This window comes from Streptomyces sp. NPDC002809, from assembly GCF_040295435.1.
In the GTDB taxonomy this organism is placed as follows: Bacteria; Actinomycetota; Actinomycetes; order Streptomycetales; family Streptomycetaceae; genus Streptomyces.
In genome coordinates this window covers 52,492-68,984 of the sequence record NZ_JBEOVJ010000016.1, presented here as the reverse complement: position 1 = coordinate 68,984, position 16,493 = coordinate 52,492, and the positions used below count along the sequence as shown (strand labels likewise).

Here is a 16,493-nt window from a genome sequence, read left to right as displayed (position 1 = left end):
GCTCTCACGTGCCGGAGGTCACGCCTCGACGGACATCCCTGCCCGCAGCTGCTTGACGATGCGCGCGATCAGCCGGGAGACGTGCATCTGCGACACCCCGAGCTCGGCACCGATCTGGGACTGCGTCATCTCCTGACCGAAGCGCATCTGCACGATCCTGCGCTCGCGGTCGTCGAGCTGTTCCAGCAGCGGCGCCAGCGTGTGGAGGTTCTCGACGGTGTCCATCCCCGGATCGGCCTCGCCGATCACGTCGGCGATGGACCGCTGGTCGTTGCCGGAGTCGGTCTCGGCCGAGGGCGTGTCCAGGGACCCCGCCGAATAACCGTTGGCCGCGACGAGCCCCTCGATGATCTCTTCCTCGGGAAGGCCGAGGTGGTCGGCGAGCTCCTTGACCGTCGGGTCACGGTCCAGGTCCGCGGCGAGCTGTTCCTTGGCCTTGGCGAGTTCGACCCGCAGCTCCTGGAGCCGTCGCGGCACATGGACCGCCCAGGTGGTGTCCCGGAAGAAGCGCTTGATCTCCCCGACGATGTAGGGGACGGCGAAGGTGGCGAACTCGACCTCGCGCGAGAGGTCGAACCGGTCGATGGCCTTGATCAGCCCGATGGTGCCCACCTGGATGATGTCCTCGGTGTCGTCGCCACCACGGTTGCGGAACCGCGCGGCGGCGAACCGGACCAGCGTGAGGTTCATCTCGATGAGGGTGTTGCGCGCGTACTGGTACTCGTGCGTGCCCTCTTCGAGGACCTGAAGACGGTCCAGGAACACCTTCGACAGGGCACGGGCGTCCTTCGGGGCCACCTTGCCGGTGTCCTCGATCCACGGCAGCTCCGAAGCTCCCGCATCGTCCTGCCCGGGCAGCTTGCGCGTGCCACCGAGGATGGTGCCGGTCTGCTCCGTCGTGCACGTCATGATGTCGCCCCTCCATGTTGCCAAGTGCGTTGGGCTCCGTGTGCCCGTGTGTTGCCAAGTGCGTTGGGCCTCGTGTGCCCGGTATCGGCGAGGTCATGCAGAACGGGCGCGAATTCTTTCGGCGGCCGTCGCGGCGGAGAGCCCGTCGCGGCGGAGAGCCCGTCGGGGGTGAAGCCGCTCCCGCACCCGAATGGAGCAGCACCCGGGGCATGGCAGACTTGACGAGGGCGTTCGGCCCGCAGTGCGGCGGCTTTGCGCAGAAGCCCGCGGCCGGGCCTCAGTCCCGTGGACGGCAGTCCTCGTGAGCCCGGCTCGGCGGCGCGCCACGGTCCGCCGAGAGAATCCGGCGGCACAAGCAACAGAGGAACGGCAATGACGGTGACAGAGGACAGCCCGGAGCTCGCGCCCGGTATCGAGGAGTTCGGTCCCGGTATCGACCCGCAGCGGCTGGCCGTCTGCCTGAGTGTGCTCGACGAGCTCGACTCCATCGACGTCGACCACCCGGACGCCATCGCGGTGCGCCGCGCCACCGCCGGCGTCTACCGCACCGTGAAGCAGCGGCGCCGCCAGGAGCGCCGCGCCGCGAAAACGGCGCACGACAAGGCCGTGACCGAGGCCACCGCGACGGGCTCGGCCGAACGCATCGACGACGAGACCCAGGGCGTTCTCCCCTCGTCCTCCGCCGCATCCGAGATCGCGGGGGTCCTTCAGCGGCCCAGGTCCTGCTACATCTGCAAGACGCGGTACGTCGAGGTCGACGCCTTCTACCACCAGCTCTGCCAGGACTGCGCCCGCGAGAACCGCGCCCGGCGCGACGCCCGCACCGACCTCACCGGCCGCCGGGCGCTGCTCACCGGTGGGCGCGCCAAGATCGGGATGTACATCGCGCTGCGGCTGCTGCGCGACGGCGCGCACACCACGATCACCACCCGCTTCCCCAACGACGCGATCCGTCGCTTCAAGGCCATGCCGGACAGCGACGAGTGGATCCACCGTCTGAAGATCGTCGGCATCGATCTGCGCGACCCGGCCCAGGTCGTCGCCCTCACCGAATCGGTGGCCGCCGAGGGGCCGCTGGACATCCTGATCAACAACGCCGCGCAGACGGTCCGCCGTTCCCCGCAGGCGTACAGCGAACTGCTCGGTGCCGAGTCCGCCCCGCTGCCCGCGGGTGAACTGCCGGCCGCCGAGGTGATCGGCACCTTCGGCAGCGGCACCGTCGACCGCGTGGCCGCCCTGCCCGCCGCCCGCAAGGAGGGGCTGAGCGCGCAGGACGTCACCGAGCTCGCCCTGGTGACCGGATCGGCGTCGCCGGCGCGAATCGCCGCAGGCACCGCGATCGATGCGGGCGGACTCGTCCCGGATCTGCACCACACCAACAGCTGGATCCAGACGGTCGACGAGGTCGAGCCGATCGAGCTGCTGGAAGTCCAGCTCTGCAACTCCACCGCACCGTTCATCCTGATCAGCCGGCTCCGCCCGGCGATGGCCGCGACCGCCGCCAAGCACTCCTACGTGGTCAACGTATCCGCGATGGAAGGTGTGTTCGGCCGTGGCTACAAGGGCGCGGGCCACCCGCACACCAACATGGCGAAGGCCGCGCTGAACATGCTGACCCGCACCAGCGCCCAGGAGATGTTCGAGAAGGACGGCATCCTGATGACCGCCGTCGACACCGGCTGGATCACCGACGAGCGCCCGCACCCGGACAAGATGCGGCTCGCCGAGGAAGGCTTCCACGCCCCGCTGGACCTGGTCGACGGAGCTGCCCGCGTCTACGACCCGATCGTCCGCGGTGAGGCGGGTGAGGCGATGTACGGCTGCTTCCTCAAGGACTACGCCCCCGCCAACTGGTAGCACGTCCGGTGGTCGCAGACCCGGTCCGGGAACCTTCCCGGGCCGGGTCTTTTCCATGGCTGGTGGCTGAAAGTGAGCCAAGGCACACAGTCCATCGAGCATGGGCGCGCTCATTTGGTTACGCTGAGGGCAACGGACGTCATCAAGGGATCCACGAAGGTTTCTCGACCGTCCTGGGACAGGCTCGTCAACCGGGCCGCAGTCCCGTCCCGTACCCGGCGCCACCGCGACCGAACAGATTCTGCCCTGCCCCGCACCATGGGCGGTCGACCACCGGATGTGATGCCGGGACGTCGGATGCGCCCGGGGCTACGTGACACAAAGGAGTGCGCGGTGACGACACCAGAACTGACGAAGCGCGACCAGGGGACGGCGGAAAGGTACGGAGACCGGGCCCGCAGGCCCGAGAAGCTCCGGAACATCGAGGTCTGGGCCAGGTCCGCACCGATCCGGCTGGCCGGCTACGAGGACGACCTCGCCGAGCCGCACATCCTGCCCGGCATCGACTGAGCGCTTCCCACTCGGGCTCCGGCCCGCGCCCCGAGGAGGGTGCGGGCCGGAGCCCGGTCGTGCCGCGGTGTTCGCGGTCGTCAGAAGACCGCGTTCGCGACGGCGGCCCCGGCGAACGAGAGCCCCACCCCCACGCCGACCGTGAGCAGCAGATATCCCGCCGCCAGGCTCAGCCGGCGGGCGGACGTCAGGGTGAGCAGCTCGTAGGAGAACGTCGACCAGGTCGACAGGGCCCCGCAGAAGCCGGTGGCCAGGAGCAGATTCAGCCGGGTTCCCAGATCGCCGTCGGTCGCCGCCTCGGCGATGAAGCCGAGGAGCAGGGCCGCGCTCGCGTTGGCCGCGAAGGTGCCCCAGGGGAAGACGGAGTGGAGGCGGAACTTCGCGTCGACCCCGAGGTAGTAGCGCAGCGGTGCGCCCACCAGTCCGCCGGCGAGTACGAGCAGCCAGTCGGTCATGAGGCGTCATCCTCCGAGCCGTAGGAGCGCCCGAAGGCGAAGTGGGCGGCGAACGCGCCCGCGGTCACGGCGGCCAGCGCGGCCACCACGGTCAGGAGGAGGCAGCCGACCGCGTATCCGGGCTGATCGTTCTCGAACAGCTCACGCACGTTGTCCGTGTAGTGCGAGAACGAGGTGAACCCGCCCAGCACGCCTGTGCCCAGCAGCGGACTGATCAGCCGGGGCGCGCCAGGGAAACGCAGCTTCAGGGTGACCATCAGGACGCCCATCAGGAAACAGCCCACCGTGTTGACCAGCAGGATCGTCCACGGGAAGGCCGATGTTCCGGTCGGCCACAGGCGCTCGGCGCCATAACGGGCTGCGGCCCCGGCGGCGCCGCCGATCGCGACGGCGCCCACGATCGACAGCTGCACTCCGGGATGGTGATCGGGGTGGCTGTGGCGGTGCAACTGCATCTTGAGGGACATTCCGCGAACCTACGGAACCGGCCGCGGCGGCACGGGCGGAGCACGCTGGCAGCCGCGCGTCCATACCCGTCTGGGTCAATCCAACCGCCACGTAACGCGACATAGCGGTCACTTTGTGTCTAGATGTTGGTTGTAAGGACTTTTCCTTTCGGCCCGCGGGCCGAAAGGACCCCTCGCTGCCGAGTCGTTGGAGCCAGCCTTGCCCCTCGCCGAGCCGGAAATCGTCCGGCGGCTGGAGAAGCGTCAGCCGTCTGCATACCTCCTTGCCTCCATCCGGGGCGTCGGACAGGTCGACCTCCAGCCCGCCCTGCTGACCGGCGTGGCGATCCTCGTCGCGCTCTGGGTGTCGGGCTGGGAGAACGGCCTCTTCGCCACCCTCGGCACGCTGATCGCAACCGCGACGGCCTACGCGCTCGGTGTCGACCGTGCGGGTATCGCGCTCGGCCTCCAGGGATACGCGGGCTGCCTCACGGGTATCGCCCTCTTCTCCTCGCTGGGCAACCACCCGGCCACCTATGTACTGACCGTCGTCGGCGCCATCATGTGCACCCTTCTGATGGCCGCTCTGGGCACCTTCCTCACCCCTTACGGACTCACCCCCCTGACCGCGCCGTTCTGCCTGGTCTCCGGAGTGATGGTGCTGGGAGCCCCCTCGTTCGAGCGGGTCTGGCACGGGGCCCCGGCCGCGGTCTCCAGTACGACGAGCGGTGACACCGGACTGTCGTGGAACGACCTCTGGCACGCGTTCTTCAACAACGTCTCGCAGATCTTCCTGATCGAGAGCTGGTACGTCGGGCTGATCATGCTCGTCGGACTGGCCCTGGCCGGCCTGCGCGTCGTTCTCTACGCGGCGGCCGGCAGCGTGATGGGAATCATCGCCGCGTGGGCGCTGGGTGCGCCGACTGCGCTGATCGCCAACGGCATCTACGGCTACAACGCGGTGCTCGTCGGCATCGCCATCGGTGCCGTCTTCATGGCCAACACGGTCTGGACGGGTGTCTACGCCCTGTTCGGTGCGGCGGCGACCACCGGCCTCACCGCGTCGCTGACGTCCTTCTTCAAATCGTTCGGCGGCCACACCTTCACCTGGCCGTTCATCCTCACCACCTGGGTGCTGATGGCGGCCGTACCCCTGCTGCCCCGCCTGCGCCGGAGCGAGTGACCGCTTCCGGCCGGCACCTCCTGCCCTCAGCCCGTACATCACCGAGGAAGGTACTGACGATGAACCTCGCCCCTCGCGAGATCGACAAACTGCTGGTCTACGTGGTGGCCGACCTGGCCCGCAAGCGCCAGGACCGCGGCCTCAAGCTGAACTACAGCGAGTCGGTCGCGCTGATCACCGAGGCGATCCTTGAAGCGGCCCGCGACGGCAAGAGCGTCGCGGACTGCATGGAACTGGGCCGCCATGTCGTTGGTGAGACCGACACCATGGACGGTGTACGGGAGATGCTCGGCCTGCTGCAGGTCGAGGCGTCCTTCGTGGACGGGACCAAGCTCGTGTCCTGCCACGACCCCATCGGCGGCTGAACCGTGGCCGAGCCCGTTGCCGTCATCGCCGTGTGCGGTCACGAAGCCGCCTACGGACGTGCGCTGGAAGGCGTAGTGGACGCCGGGGTCAGCATCGTGCCGAGCGGGCGCGAACTGTTCCGGAGCATCGCCGCGCACGGGCGCCGGGGCGCGGAGACCGTGGTCGTCCCCATGACGCTCGGCCGCGACCCCGAACTGGTCGCGGACACCGCCCGGACGCTTCGCGCCGTACCCGCGGGCGAGCGCGGCACCACCGTGCTAGCCGAACCGTTCGGCACCGCCCAGCACCTGGTCGCATGGCTGCGAGCGGCGGCGGGCCGGGTACCAGCGACCTCCGCGCTGCTGGTCACCGCCCCGTCCGGCGACCCGTTCGAGGACGCCGAGCTGTACCGGATCGCCGCGCTGGTACGCCGTTACGGCCGGCGCGGCCTCGTCGAGGTGGCGTTCACCGGGGGAGACCCGGACCCGGCCGAGGGCATCCGGCGGTGCCGGCTGCTCGGTGCGGAACGGGTGACGCTGCTTCCGGCCGCGTTCGCGCTGCCGGAAGTGCCCGAGTCGGCCGGTGAGGGATCGGTGCCCGTCGACCGGGCGGGTCCGCTCATCCCGGCGTCGGCACTTCGACGCGTCCTCGGCGAGCGGGTCGCCGACGCGCGACGGCGCTGGAACGAGAACGGGGACGACGGCGTCGCGGCCGGCCTGACCGCCGCCGACAACCACGGCCACTCCCACACTCACCCACCCGGTGAGGGACACGACCACGGCCATGCGCACTCCCACGCCCCAGGTGAGGGACACGACCACGGGCACGGCCACCACCACGATCCGGGCCACCAGCACGTGCACGGCCCCGGACCCCTGCACACGCACCACCACCCGTCCGCCCCTGGCGCGGACCGAGTCATCAGGAGCATCGCATGACGTTCCGTCAGAAGTATCTGTACGGCAAGGGACCCATCGAACTGAACGCGGGCCGCCGCACGTTGAAGCTCACCGTGAGCAACACCGGTGACCGTGCCGTTCAGGTCGGTTCCCACTACCACTTCTTCGAGGTCAACTCGGCACTGTCGTTCGACCGCCAGAAGACGCTCGGTATGCACCTCAATATCGCCGCCGGCACCTCCGTGCGGATCGAGCCCGGGGGCTCGCGCGAGGTGGAGCTCTGCGCGTACGGCGGCACGGGCCGTCTCGTCGGCTTCAGCGGGCTGCTCAACGGCAGCCTCTCCTCCCACCCCGCCCGCGTCGAGGCCGTCCGCAGGGCCATCGAGCAGGGATTCGAGGGAGCGCAGGGCACCCCCGACGCCAAGCGCGCCACCAAGGAATCCAAGGGCTCCAAGGCCACCAACGAAAAGAAGAAGGGTTCGAGCTGATGCCCATCCTGCCCCGCAAGCAGTACACCGACATGTTCGGTCCGACGGTCGGCGACCGGTTCCACCTCGCCGACACCAACCTCATCGTCGAGGTCGAGAAGGACTACAGCGAGGGCCAGTACGGCGACGAGGTCCTCTACGGCGGCGGCAAGACCATGCGCGACGGCATGGCCTCCGACCCGCAGGCCACCGCAGCGCAGGGCGCACTCGACACCGTCATCACCAACGTGGTCGTCATCGACCCGATGGTCGGCGTCGTCAAGTGCGACATCGGCATCAAGGACGGCTTCATCGTCGGCATCGGCAAGTCCGGCAACCCGCAGACGCAGAACAACGTCGACCCCGACCTGGTCATCGGTCCCGGCACGGAGGCCATCGCGGGGGAGCACCTCATCGCCACCGCGGGTGCCATCGACACCCACGTCCACCTGATCGCCCCGCAACAGGCCGAACAGGCGCTGACCAACGGCATCACCACCCTCATCGGCGGTGGTACCGGTCCTTCGGACGGCTCCAACGGCACCACCTGCACCCCCGGCCCGTACAACATCGGCAAGCTCCTCCAGGCCGCCGAGACCATGCCGGTCAACCTCGGCATCATGGGCAAGGGCAACGGCAGCCTGCCGGAAGCTCTCAACGAGCAGGTTGTCGCCGGTGCCTGCGGGCTCAAGGTGCACGAGGACTGGGGCGCCACCCCGGCTGTCATCGACAACGCGCTGAACGTCGCCGACCAGCACGACGTCCAGGTCTCCATCCACACCGACAGTCTGAACGAGAGCGGATTCTTCGAGGACACCCGCTCCGCGATCGACGGCCGGGCCATTCACACCTTCCACAGCGAGGGCGCGGGCGGCGGTCACGCCCCCGACATCCTGCGCATCGCCGGCGAGCCCAACGTCCTGCCGTCCTCCACCAACCCGACGCTGCCGTACACCGTGAACTCGGTGGACGAGCTCCTCGACATGGTCATGGTCTGTCACCACCTCAGCCATGACATCCCCGAGGACGTGTCCTTCGCCGACAGCCGGGTCCGGGCCGAGACGATCGCCGCCGAGTCGGTACTGCACGACCTCGGCGTGATCAGCATCTTCTCCTCCGACTCCCAGGCCATGGGCCGTATCGGCGAGTCCGTCACGCGTGCGTTCCAGACCGCGCACCACTGCAAGGACAAGCTCGGCACGCTGGAGGGCGACTCGGCCCGCAACGACAACCAGCGGGTTCTGCGCTACCTCGCCAAGGTCACCATCAACCCGGCCATCGCCTCCGGCATCTCCGACCACGTGGGATCGATCGAGAAGGGCAAGCTCGCCGACATCGTGCTCTGGCCCATCCACTCCTTCGGTGCCAAGCCGAAGATGGTGATCAAGGGCGGCATCATCTCCTGGGCGCAGATGGGCGACCCCAACGCCTCGCTGCCGACCCCGCAGCCCGTCATCTACCGGCCGATGTTCGGCCAGTACGGCAAGGCGATGCAGGCGACCCACGCCACCTTCATGTCCCAGGCGGGCATCGCCGCCGGGGTCCCGGCCGAACTCGGCCTGGAACGCACGGTCCTGCCGGTGCGCCGCACCCGCACCATCGGCAAGCACAACATGGTCCGCAACGATGCCCTGCCCGAGATCAAGGTCGACCCGGAGACGTTCAAGGTCACGCTCAACGGCAAGGTCGCCACCATCGACCCGGCCGAGAAGCTGCCCCTCAACCACCTCTACTTCCTGGTCTAGGGCCGATGTACCGCAATGAGGGCGACACTTCCGCTGACACCGTGTCCGCGGTGAACGGGACCGGCACGGGTACGGGTCTGGGACCGCTGCTCGTCAGCCTCCAGCTGACCGACTCCGCGTTCCCGAGCGGCTTCTACACGCTGTCGCACAGCCTGGAGGGTTTCGCGCAGGCCGGGGCCGTCGACTCCGGCAGCCTGCCGCTGCTGCTCAAGGACCTGCTGCTGCACGGCGTAGGTCCCGCCGACGCCACCGCGCTCGCCCTCGCCCACCGTGCGACGGCGGCCGGTGACCCGGCGGCCGTCGTCCGGATCGACGAGCATCTCCTGGCCACCAAACTGGGCCGGGAGATGCGCCAGGCCGCCACCCGGACCGGCCGCCAGCTCCTGGACCTGGGCCAGGAGGTCTTCGACCGGCCGGAGATCGCCGACTACTTCGACCGGGTCGTGCGGCGCGAAGCCCCCGGAACCCAGGCGGTGGCCGCAGGAGTCATCTACGCGGCGACGGGCGTTCCGGTCCGGCAGGCCATCGCCGCGGACCTGTTCGCCTTCTGCGTCAGCTTCGCGGGCGCGGCGCTGCGGCTGCGGCTGACCGACCACCGTACGACGCAGACGCTGATCCGGGGCGCCGTCCCCGTCATCGAGGAGACCGTCGAGGCCGCTCTGCGGCGCGAACTCGATGACGTCGGCGCCACCGTCTTCGCCTCGGACATCATGTCGGGCCGTCATGAACGTGCCGAGGCCCGGCTCTTCGCCAGCTGACACCCACCCCGAATCACACAGGGAGCACCATGGACGACAACGTACTGCGGGTCGGCATCGGCGGACCGGTCGGATCGGGCAAGACCGCGCTCATCGAGGCGCTGGTCCCGATGCTGATCGAGCGCGGCCGCCGCCCCGCCGTCATCACCAACGACATCTACACCCAGGAGGACGCCCAGCACGTCCGCCGCACGCTGGCCGGGGTTCTCGAACCGGAGCGGGTCGTCGGTGTCGAGACGGGCGCCTGCCCGCACACCGCCGTGCGCGACGACCCCACGATGAACCTGGCGGCCGGCGCGGAGATGCTGGAGCGCTTCCCGGACACCGACACGCTGTTCTACGAGTCCGGCGGCGACAACCTCACCCTGACGTTCAGCCCCGCCCTCGTGGACCTCTTCATCTTCGTCCTGGACACGGCCGAGGGCGAGAAGATGCCCCGCAAGCGCGGCCCCGGCATCACCGATTCGGACCTCCTGGTCATCAACAAGATCGACATCGCGAAGTACGTGCGCACGGACATCAACATCATGGAGTCCGACGCCCACCGGGTGCGGGACAACCGCCCCGTGGTCCTCACCGACTGCCTCACCGGTGTCGGCATCGACGACATCGCGGTCTACCTCGAATCGCGCCGCAAGGTGCTGATCTGAGATGCAGCTCGCCCCGTACCGCCCCCGTGCCGTCCGGCTCGCCGAGGAGTACTACGCCGCGGTCCGCGTCCCCCCGGACGTGGCGGCGCTGGCCTCCCTGCCCGACACGCTCGCCCCCGGCTCCCCGGCCAAGGTCGGCATCCTCGACCTGGCCTTCGCGGTACAGGGCGGGCGCACCGAACTCGTCGAGCGCTACCAGAAGACACCGCTGCAGATCATGCGGCCGCTGTGGATCGACCCCGAGATGCCCGGCATGAGTTACGTCTACGTGATGGCGACCGGCGGCGGCGTCGCCCAGGCGGACCGCTACCGGATGGACTTCCGCTGCGGACCGGACACTCAGGTCCATCTCACCACCCAGGCGGCCACCAAGATCTTCCGGATGGAGCACGACTACGCGAGCCAGCGGGTGCACCTGACGGCGGAGGCCGGGAGTTACGTCGAGTACCTGCCGGATCCGCTGATCCCGTTCAAGGACGCCCGCTTCTACCAGCGCACCGAGGTGACCGTCGCGCCCGGAGCCACCGTCGTTCTCGGCGAGACGGTCACCGCCGGACGGCTGGCCCGCGGCGAACGGCACGCCTACCGGGTGCTCGCCACCGACCTGCACGTCAGCCGGCCCGACGGCACCCTGCTCGCCGTCGACACCTTGCGCCTGGCCCCCGGCCGGCGCGGCGAAGGAGCCCTCGGCCCCGGTGTGTTCGCCGGCCACGACCACGTCGCCTCACTCTTCGCCGTGACCGACCGGGTCCCCGCCACCGAACTCGCCGACGCCCTGCACGACGCGCTCGCCGGGCTCGGTGTCCTGTACGGGGTGAGTGTTCTGCCCCGGGACTGCGGCGCCTGGGTGCGGCTGCTGGACGACAGCCCGATCCGGGTCGCCGCCGCGCACGAGGCCGCCCGCCAGGCCGTGCGCCGCCTGCTCACCGGTCACTCGGCCCCCGACCTGCGCAAGCCCTGAGAGCTCCCCACCGACACGAGGATCCGCCGATGAACACCGCTCCCGCGCCGATGCCGGCCGCGTACGACTCCGGGGACACCGCCTGGCTCCTCGCCGCCACCGCCATGGTGCTGTTGATGACGCCAGGTCTCGCCTTCTTCTACGGCGGCATGGTGCGCACCCGACAAGTGCTCATGATGATCAAGATGAGCTTTGCCGCGCTGGCCTTCGGCACCCTCGTCTGGTGGGTCATCGGGTACACCCTGGCGTTCGGCCCCGATGTCGGCGGTGCCGGAATCATCGGGAACCTCGACCACGTGTTCATGCACGACATCGAGCTGAACACGCTGACCGGAGCGATCCCCACCTACGTCTACAGCACCTTCCAGATGGGCTTCGCCATCATCACGGTGGCGCTGGTCAGCGGATCGATCGCGGACCGCGCCACGATGAAGGGGTGGCTCGTCTTCGTCGTACTGTGGCTGCTCATCGTCTACATCCCCATCGCGCACTGGGTGTTCGACCCGGACGGCTGGATCGTGAAGCACCTCGGAGCACTCGACTTCGCCGGCGGTCTGCCGGTGGAGCTCAACTCGGGCGTCGCCGGCCTAGCCGTCGCCCTCGTCCTGCGCGCGCCGCGGGACTTCGCCCGTCGTGAGGAGCGCCCCAACAACATTCCGCTCGTGGTCATCGGTGTGGGGCTGCTCTGGTTCGGCTGGTTCGGCTTCAACTCCGGCTCCGCGCTGACCGACCAGGGCACAGCGGCCGCGGCGTTCATCAACACCCAGCTCGGGGCGGCGGGTGCCATGGTCACCTGGCCGCTGGTGGAGAAGTGGCGCACCGGCAAGGTCACCACCATGGGCGTCGTCTCCTCCGCCGTCGCGGGCATGGTCGCCATCACCCCGGCCTGCGGTGAGATCGACACGCTCGGCGCTGTCATCACCGGTCTCGTCGTCGGCGCGGTGTGCGCCTTCGCGATCACGCTCAAGTTCCGCTTCAACGTGGACGACACGCTCGACGTGGTGGGCGTGCACGGTGTCGGAGGGCTGATCGGCCTGATCATGGTCGGGCTCTTCGCCACCGCACGCATCAGCGGCAAGGAAGGGCTCTTCTACGGCGGTGGCTGGGGGCTGCTGGGCAAGCAGCTCGTCGCCATCGTCTCCGTGATCGCCTTCTCGTTCATCCTCACCTGGCTCATCGCCAAGGCCGTGGACCTGACCGTCGGATTCCGCGCCAAGGAGGAGTACGCGAGCGTTCCCGGCGAGGATGCGGAGCGCGCGTACGACTTCCAGACCGCCGAGCGCCTCGGCGCGCTGGTCTCCGGCAAGCCGGCGTCCGAGGACGACGAACTCGTCAAGCAGATCAGTACGTTGCTGCGGGCTCGCGAGAACGACCGGTAGCCGGCCCGGTCCGGCCGGGCGCCGTGCGCCCGGCTCGGCCCGGTTCCTCCCCTCAGTCATCCGATGGCTATGGGCGAGGAGTTTCCTTCTGTCTGGAAGATTGCATTGACAGGTTCACGTCGTGCTCCAATCATCGGATGTCATGACCGAACTTCCCAGGCGCCATGTACTCGGAATGACGGCAGGGGCGGCAGTCGGCGCCGCCCTGCTCACCCCCGCCACCGCCGAAGCGGCCCCACGCGCCGGAGCCGCCCCCGAGCCCCCGCACCGGGACGACTGGGGCGCCGTACCCCCGGCCGTTCCCGTTCCCCTCGACGACTGGTTCGACAACGACGGCATCGACACCGCCGAGGCCCGCGGCGGCAACTTCGACGGCTCCGGCTACACCTTCCCCGGTGAGGAACTCCCCGCAGGGGACCGGGAGATAGCCGGCACCACCTTCCGCTTCCCCGGTGCCGCCGCCGGGGCCAAGAACAACATCGTCGCGCTCGGGCAGCGCATCGAGGTACCGCCGGGGCGATACCTCTCCGGCCTCTTCCTCACCTCGTGCAGTTACGGGGCCGCATCCGGCAGAGCCACGGTGCACTATGCCGACGGCACCACCGCGTCCCCGGGCCTCGCAGGGCCGGACTGGTACTCAGGTAGCGGCGAGCTGACCGCCGCCTACCGGTACACCTCCGACGGTACGAAGGACCCGCACCCGGTCTCCCTCGCCGTTTCGGAGATCGCGCTCGACCCGACGAGGGAAGCCGTCGCTCTGACGCTTCCCACCACCCGGCCCGCCGAGGAGAACAAGTCCAGCCTGCACATCTTCGCCCTCTCCCTCCAGCCCGCAGCGGAAGGAAGGGCGCTGGCGGTGCGCGACGCACACTCCACCGCCTCGCTGCTTGACCACGGGGCCCAGAGCGTCGAGGCGACCGTCGTCAACGCGGGCACGGTGGGCATCCTCGCCGCCGACGGCCTCACGCTCTCGGTGGACGTCCCCGGAGCGCGTACGGTCGCACCCGCCCGCATCACCCGGCTCGCCCCCGGTGACCAGGCCCGCGTCCGCATCGGCATTCGCAACAGACCCGGCACCTCTCCCGGCACCGCCCAGGACGGCAACGTGGTCGCACGCGGCCGCGGGAGGCAGGCGGCAACGGTCCGGCGCTCGCTCACCCTCGGCGTGCCCGACTACACGCCGACGGACGCGTCCCTCTCCACCCACCAGGCGCCCTACTGGTTCCAGGACGCGAAGTTCGGCATCTTCATCCACTGGGGCATCTACTCCGTGCCGGCCTGGGCGCCGGTCGGCACGCAGTACGCCGAGTGGTACTGGAACCAGATGCAGGACCCCGGCAACCCCACCTACGCGCACCACCGCGACACCTACGGCGAGTCCTTCGCCTACGACGACTTCATCCCGCTGTTCCGCGCCGAGCGCTTCGACCCCCGCTCCTGGGTGGAGCTGTTCCGGGACGCGGGCGCTCAGTACCACGTCCTCACCTCCAAGCACCACGAGGGCTTCGCGCTCTGGGACACCAAGCTCTCCGACCGCAACTCGGTGAAGATGGGGCCCGGGCGCGATGTGATCAGGGAACTCTTCGACGCCTCGCGGCGCTACACCCCCGAACTCCACCGGGGGCTGTACTTCTCCATGCCCGAGTGGTTCAACCCCGACCACCCGTGGATGGGGCACGCCCCGCGCAACCCGTACACCCAGGAGCCCGTGCCGTACACCGGCCACACGGCGGGCAAGGACTACGTCACCGAGTTCCAGGGCCCGCAGATGCTGGAACTGATCGAGGGATACGACCCCGAGATCATCTGGTGCGACATCGGCGGCGACAACGACAGTCACCGCGTGCTGGCCGAGTACTTCAACCAGGCCAAGAACCGGGACCGTCCGGTCGACGTCACGGTCAACGACCGCTCCGGGATCGGGTCCCACGACTTCACGACGCCCGAGTACACCACGTACGACCAGATCGTCACCGCCAAGTGGGAGTCCAGCCGCGGACTCGACCCGTACAGCTACGGCTACAACGCGCAGACCCCGGACGAGAAGTACATGACGGCCGAGGAGATCGTGCACTCGCTCGTCGACATCGTCTCCAAGAACGGCAACTTCCTGCTCGACATCGGGCCCAAGGCCGACGGGACGATCCCCGACATCATGCAGCGCAGGCTGCGCGAGACGGGGGTGTGGCTGAAGACCAACGGGGAGGCGATCTACGACACCACCTACTGGTCGCGGATGCCGCAGCTCGGCGAGGAGCTGAGGTTCACCGTCCGTCCCGACCGGGCGTTCTACATCCACTCGCTGGTCAGGCCCGGGGCGACGCTGACTGTCGAGGCGCCGGTACCGGTGCGCACCGGCGATCGGATCACCCTGCTCGGACACGACCGGCCGCTCACCTGGCGCACGGCGGGCGGCTCGCTCGTGATCGACGTACCGGCTGCGGCCCGCAGGACCGGCGAGCACGCCTGGGTGTTCAAGATCGCCTGGGCGCGCTGAGCGGAGAGGGGCCGTCCGGCGGCTCCGGACGCATGAACTCCCGCACGTAGGTGCGGTGCCACCAGCACCCGGTGGTCCGCAGTTCGCGCCAGGTCGTGTACCGGTAGCGGTACACCCTGGCGCGCACGTGTGCCGGCGGTCGACCGGGGAACGGGTTGTGCCGCAGCAGCCGCAGGGTGTCCCGGTCGTTCTCCAGCAGCCGCTCCACGAACGGCCCGAACCAGGGCCGCGCGTACGCGGGCGAGAGAGCCGCGAACCACATCATCCAGTCGAGTCGCAGATGGTACGGGGCGAACTGGCGCGGCAGCCGCCGCGGATCGCCCGGCTTGCCGCGGAAGCCGTACTCCTGCCACACCGTGCCCGGGTGGATCACCTGCTCGCCGGTTCCCTCGACGACCACCTCCATGCGGACCCGGCTGATGCTGCCGAACGCGCCGTAGGTGTTGACCAGGTGCAGCGGGTCGAAGGAGCGGTTCATCACCTGCCGGCGCGAGAGCAGATTGCGGGCCGGGCGGTAGCTGAGGACCACGACCAGGGCGGTGACGGCGATGACCACCACCTCGTACCAGAGGGGCGCGCCGGCCTGCGAAGGCGGCTCCGCGACCGGGAACCAGTCGATGGCGGACAGGGCGAGGGCGATCGTCAGCCAGTTGAGCCAGGCGAAGTTGCCCGACAGCACCAGCCAGAGCTGGGTGAGGACCATCAGCCCGGCCGCCGCGCTCGCCACCGGCTGCGGGGTGAAGAGCAGCACCGGAACGAGGAGTTGGGTCACGTGGTTGGCAGCCACCTCGGCACGGTGCAGCGGCCGGGGGAGGCGGTGGAAGAACCAGCTCAGCGGGCCCGGCATCGGCTGGGTCTCGTGGTGGAAGTACAGACACGTCAGCTTGCGCCAGCACGCGTCCCCACGGATCTTGATCAGCCCGGCGCCGAACTCCACCCGGAACAGCACCCAGCGCAGCAGCCACAGCACGAGCACCGGTGGTGCCGTGTCCGCGTTGCCGAGGAAGACGGCGAGGAAGCCCGTCTCCAGGAGCAGCGACTCCCAGCCGAATCCGTACCAGACGCCGCCGATCTGCACGATCGACAGGTACAGCGCCCAGGGCAGGGCCCACAGGAGCATGGATCCCCACAGCGGTACGTAGCGGTCCGCGCCCGCGAGCAGGGCGACGGCGAGCACGCAGCCGGACCAGGCGACCACGGCGAAGAACCGGTCGGAGTAGTGGAGGCGGAACAGCCCCGGTGCGGCACGCCAGTCGGTGCGCCGCAACAGTTCGGGGGCGGGCAGCATGCCGCGCTCGCCGATCAGCGCCCGGAACTGGAGCGCTGCGGTGAGGAAGGCGGTCAGATAGATGACGGCCAGGGCCTTCTGGAAGAGGAGCCGGCCGAGCCAGTACCCGTCTGCGGTGAACCAGTCCATCTCTTCCAGTATCGG

The 16,493-nt window shown here is 69.3% G+C and carries 16 protein-coding genes; 12 read left to right on the top strand and 4 right to left on the bottom strand.

Annotated elements, in window-relative coordinates; genetic code table 11:
- Positions 1–18: 18 nt before the first annotated feature.
- Positions 19–909: an RNA polymerase sigma factor SigF gene (locus ABT025_RS13165; protein WP_350993175.1), complete on the bottom strand. Its 891-nt coding sequence runs from the start codon at positions 907–909 to the stop codon at positions 19–21.
- Between the two features lie 372 nt (positions 910–1,281).
- On the opposite strand from ABT025_RS13165, the gene ABT025_RS13160 reads away from it, so the two are divergent.
- Together ABT025_RS13160 and ABT025_RS13155 are read left to right on the top strand one after the other, a co-directional pair.
- Positions 1,282–2,766: an SDR family NAD(P)-dependent oxidoreductase gene (locus ABT025_RS13160; RefSeq protein ID WP_350993173.1), complete on the top strand. Its 1,485-nt coding sequence runs from the start codon at positions 1,282–1,284 to the stop codon at positions 2,764–2,766.
- A gap of 333 nt (positions 2,767–3,099) precedes the next feature.
- Positions 3,100–3,276, top strand: a complete 177-nt coding sequence (locus ABT025_RS13155; RefSeq protein ID WP_350993171.1) for a hypothetical protein — start codon at positions 3,100–3,102, stop codon at positions 3,274–3,276.
- 80 nt (positions 3,277–3,356) lie between these two features.
- Here the strand turns inward: ABT025_RS13155 and ABT025_RS13150 are convergent, their stop codons facing one another.
- Both ABT025_RS13150 and ABT025_RS13145 read right to left on the bottom strand, forming a co-directional pair.
- Entirely contained in the window at positions 3,357–3,731 is a 375-nt protein-coding gene (locus tag ABT025_RS13150; RefSeq protein ID WP_350993169.1) for a fluoride efflux transporter FluC, read from the bottom strand.
- Positions 3,728–4,198 carry a fluoride efflux transporter FluC gene (locus ABT025_RS13145; RefSeq protein WP_350993167.1) on the bottom strand — a complete coding sequence of 157 codons (471 nt, stop codon included), beginning with the start codon at positions 4,196–4,198 and terminating at the stop codon, positions 3,728–3,730. The genes ABT025_RS13150 and ABT025_RS13145 overlap by 4 nt, the downstream gene beginning before the upstream one ends.
- Before the next feature lie 199 nt (positions 4,199–4,397).
- On the opposite strand from ABT025_RS13145, the gene ABT025_RS13140 reads away from it, so the two are divergent.
- The 10 genes from ABT025_RS13140 to ABT025_RS13095 all read left to right on the top strand — a co-directional run bounded on the left by ABT025_RS13140 (position 4,398) and on the right by ABT025_RS13095 (position 15,061).
- Positions 4,398–5,360, top strand: coding sequence for an urea transporter (locus ABT025_RS13140; RefSeq protein WP_350993165.1), 963 nt, complete (start codon positions 4,398–4,400; stop codon positions 5,358–5,360).
- Between the two features lie 59 nt (positions 5,361–5,419).
- On the top strand, positions 5,420–5,725 hold the full coding sequence (locus ABT025_RS13135) for an urease subunit gamma (protein WP_350993163.1): 306 nt from the start codon (positions 5,420–5,422) through the stop codon (positions 5,723–5,725).
- Positions 5,726–5,728: 3 nt separating this feature from the next.
- Positions 5,729–6,643, top strand: coding sequence for a sirohydrochlorin chelatase (locus ABT025_RS13130; RefSeq protein WP_350993161.1), 915 nt, complete (start codon positions 5,729–5,731; stop codon positions 6,641–6,643).
- The gene (locus tag ABT025_RS13125) at positions 6,640–7,092 is read left to right on the top strand and encodes an urease subunit beta (protein WP_350993159.1); all 453 of its coding nucleotides are present in this window, start codon (positions 6,640–6,642) and stop codon (positions 7,090–7,092) included. Before ABT025_RS13130 ends, ABT025_RS13125 begins: the two co-directional genes overlap by 4 nt.
- On the top strand, positions 7,092–8,816 hold the full coding sequence (ureC, locus tag ABT025_RS13120) for an urease subunit alpha (RefSeq protein ID WP_350993157.1): 1,725 nt from the start codon (positions 7,092–7,094) through the stop codon (positions 8,814–8,816). Before ABT025_RS13125 ends, ureC begins: the two co-directional genes overlap by 1 nt.
- Before the next feature lie 5 nt (positions 8,817–8,821).
- Complete coding sequence (locus tag ABT025_RS13115; RefSeq protein WP_350993155.1) at positions 8,822–9,574, top strand: urease accessory protein UreF; 753 nt, start codon at positions 8,822–8,824, stop codon at positions 9,572–9,574.
- Between the two features lie 29 nt (positions 9,575–9,603).
- On the top strand, positions 9,604–10,224 hold the full coding sequence (gene ureG / locus ABT025_RS13110) for an urease accessory protein UreG (RefSeq protein WP_350993153.1): 621 nt from the start codon (positions 9,604–9,606) through the stop codon (positions 10,222–10,224).
- Between the two features lies 1 nt (position 10,225).
- Positions 10,226–11,185: an urease accessory protein UreD gene (locus tag ABT025_RS13105; RefSeq protein ID WP_350993151.1), complete on the top strand. Its 960-nt coding sequence runs from the start codon at positions 10,226–10,228 to the stop codon at positions 11,183–11,185.
- A gap of 29 nt (positions 11,186–11,214) precedes the next feature.
- Positions 11,215–12,564: an ammonium transporter gene (locus tag ABT025_RS13100; protein WP_350993149.1), complete on the top strand. Its 1,350-nt coding sequence runs from the start codon at positions 11,215–11,217 to the stop codon at positions 12,562–12,564.
- 142 nt (positions 12,565–12,706) lie between these two features.
- Entirely contained in the window at positions 12,707–15,061 is a 2,355-nt protein-coding gene (locus ABT025_RS13095) for an alpha-L-fucosidase (protein ID WP_350993147.1), read from the top strand.
- Here ABT025_RS13095 and ABT025_RS13090 read toward each other — a convergent pair.
- The gene (locus tag ABT025_RS13090) at positions 15,039–16,478 is read right to left on the bottom strand and encodes a lipase maturation factor family protein (RefSeq protein ID WP_350993145.1); all 1,440 of its coding nucleotides are present in this window, start codon (positions 16,476–16,478) and stop codon (positions 15,039–15,041) included. The genes ABT025_RS13095 and ABT025_RS13090 overlap by 23 nt on opposite strands.
- Positions 16,479–16,493 lie beyond the last annotated feature (15 nt).

Bases quoted from the DNA above. Each gene is read 5' to 3' on its own strand.
- ABT025_RS13160 (WP_350993173.1), top strand. From the start codon at position 1,282: ATGACGGTGACAGAGGACAGCCCGGAGCTCGCGCCCGGTATCGAGGAG.
- ABT025_RS13090 (WP_350993145.1), bottom strand. From the start codon at position 16,478: ATGGACTGGTTCACCGCAGACGGGTACTGGCTCGGCCGGCTCCTCTTC.
- ABT025_RS13150 (WP_350993169.1), bottom strand. From the start codon at position 3,731: ATGACCGACTGGCTGCTCGTACTCGCCGGCGGACTGGTGGGCGCACCG.
- ABT025_RS13100 (WP_350993149.1), top strand. From the start codon at position 11,215: ATGAACACCGCTCCCGCGCCGATGCCGGCCGCGTACGACTCCGGGGAC.
- ABT025_RS13105 (WP_350993151.1), top strand. From the start codon at position 10,226: ATGCAGCTCGCCCCGTACCGCCCCCGTGCCGTCCGGCTCGCCGAGGAG.
- ureC (WP_350993157.1), top strand. From the start codon at position 7,092: ATGCCCATCCTGCCCCGCAAGCAGTACACCGACATGTTCGGTCCGACG.
- ABT025_RS13095 (WP_350993147.1), top strand. From the start codon at position 12,707: ATGACCGAACTTCCCAGGCGCCATGTACTCGGAATGACGGCAGGGGCG.
- ABT025_RS13115 (WP_350993155.1), top strand. From the start codon at position 8,822: ATGTACCGCAATGAGGGCGACACTTCCGCTGACACCGTGTCCGCGGTG.
- ABT025_RS13145 (WP_350993167.1), bottom strand. From the start codon at position 4,198: ATGTCCCTCAAGATGCAGTTGCACCGCCACAGCCACCCCGATCACCAT.
- ABT025_RS13165 (WP_350993175.1), bottom strand. From the start codon at position 909: ATGACGTGCACGACGGAGCAGACCGGCACCATCCTCGGTGGCACGCGC.
- ABT025_RS13125 (WP_350993159.1), top strand. From the start codon at position 6,640: ATGACGTTCCGTCAGAAGTATCTGTACGGCAAGGGACCCATCGAACTG.
- ABT025_RS13135 (WP_350993163.1), top strand. From the start codon at position 5,420: ATGAACCTCGCCCCTCGCGAGATCGACAAACTGCTGGTCTACGTGGTG.
- ureG (WP_350993153.1), top strand. From the start codon at position 9,604: ATGGACGACAACGTACTGCGGGTCGGCATCGGCGGACCGGTCGGATCG.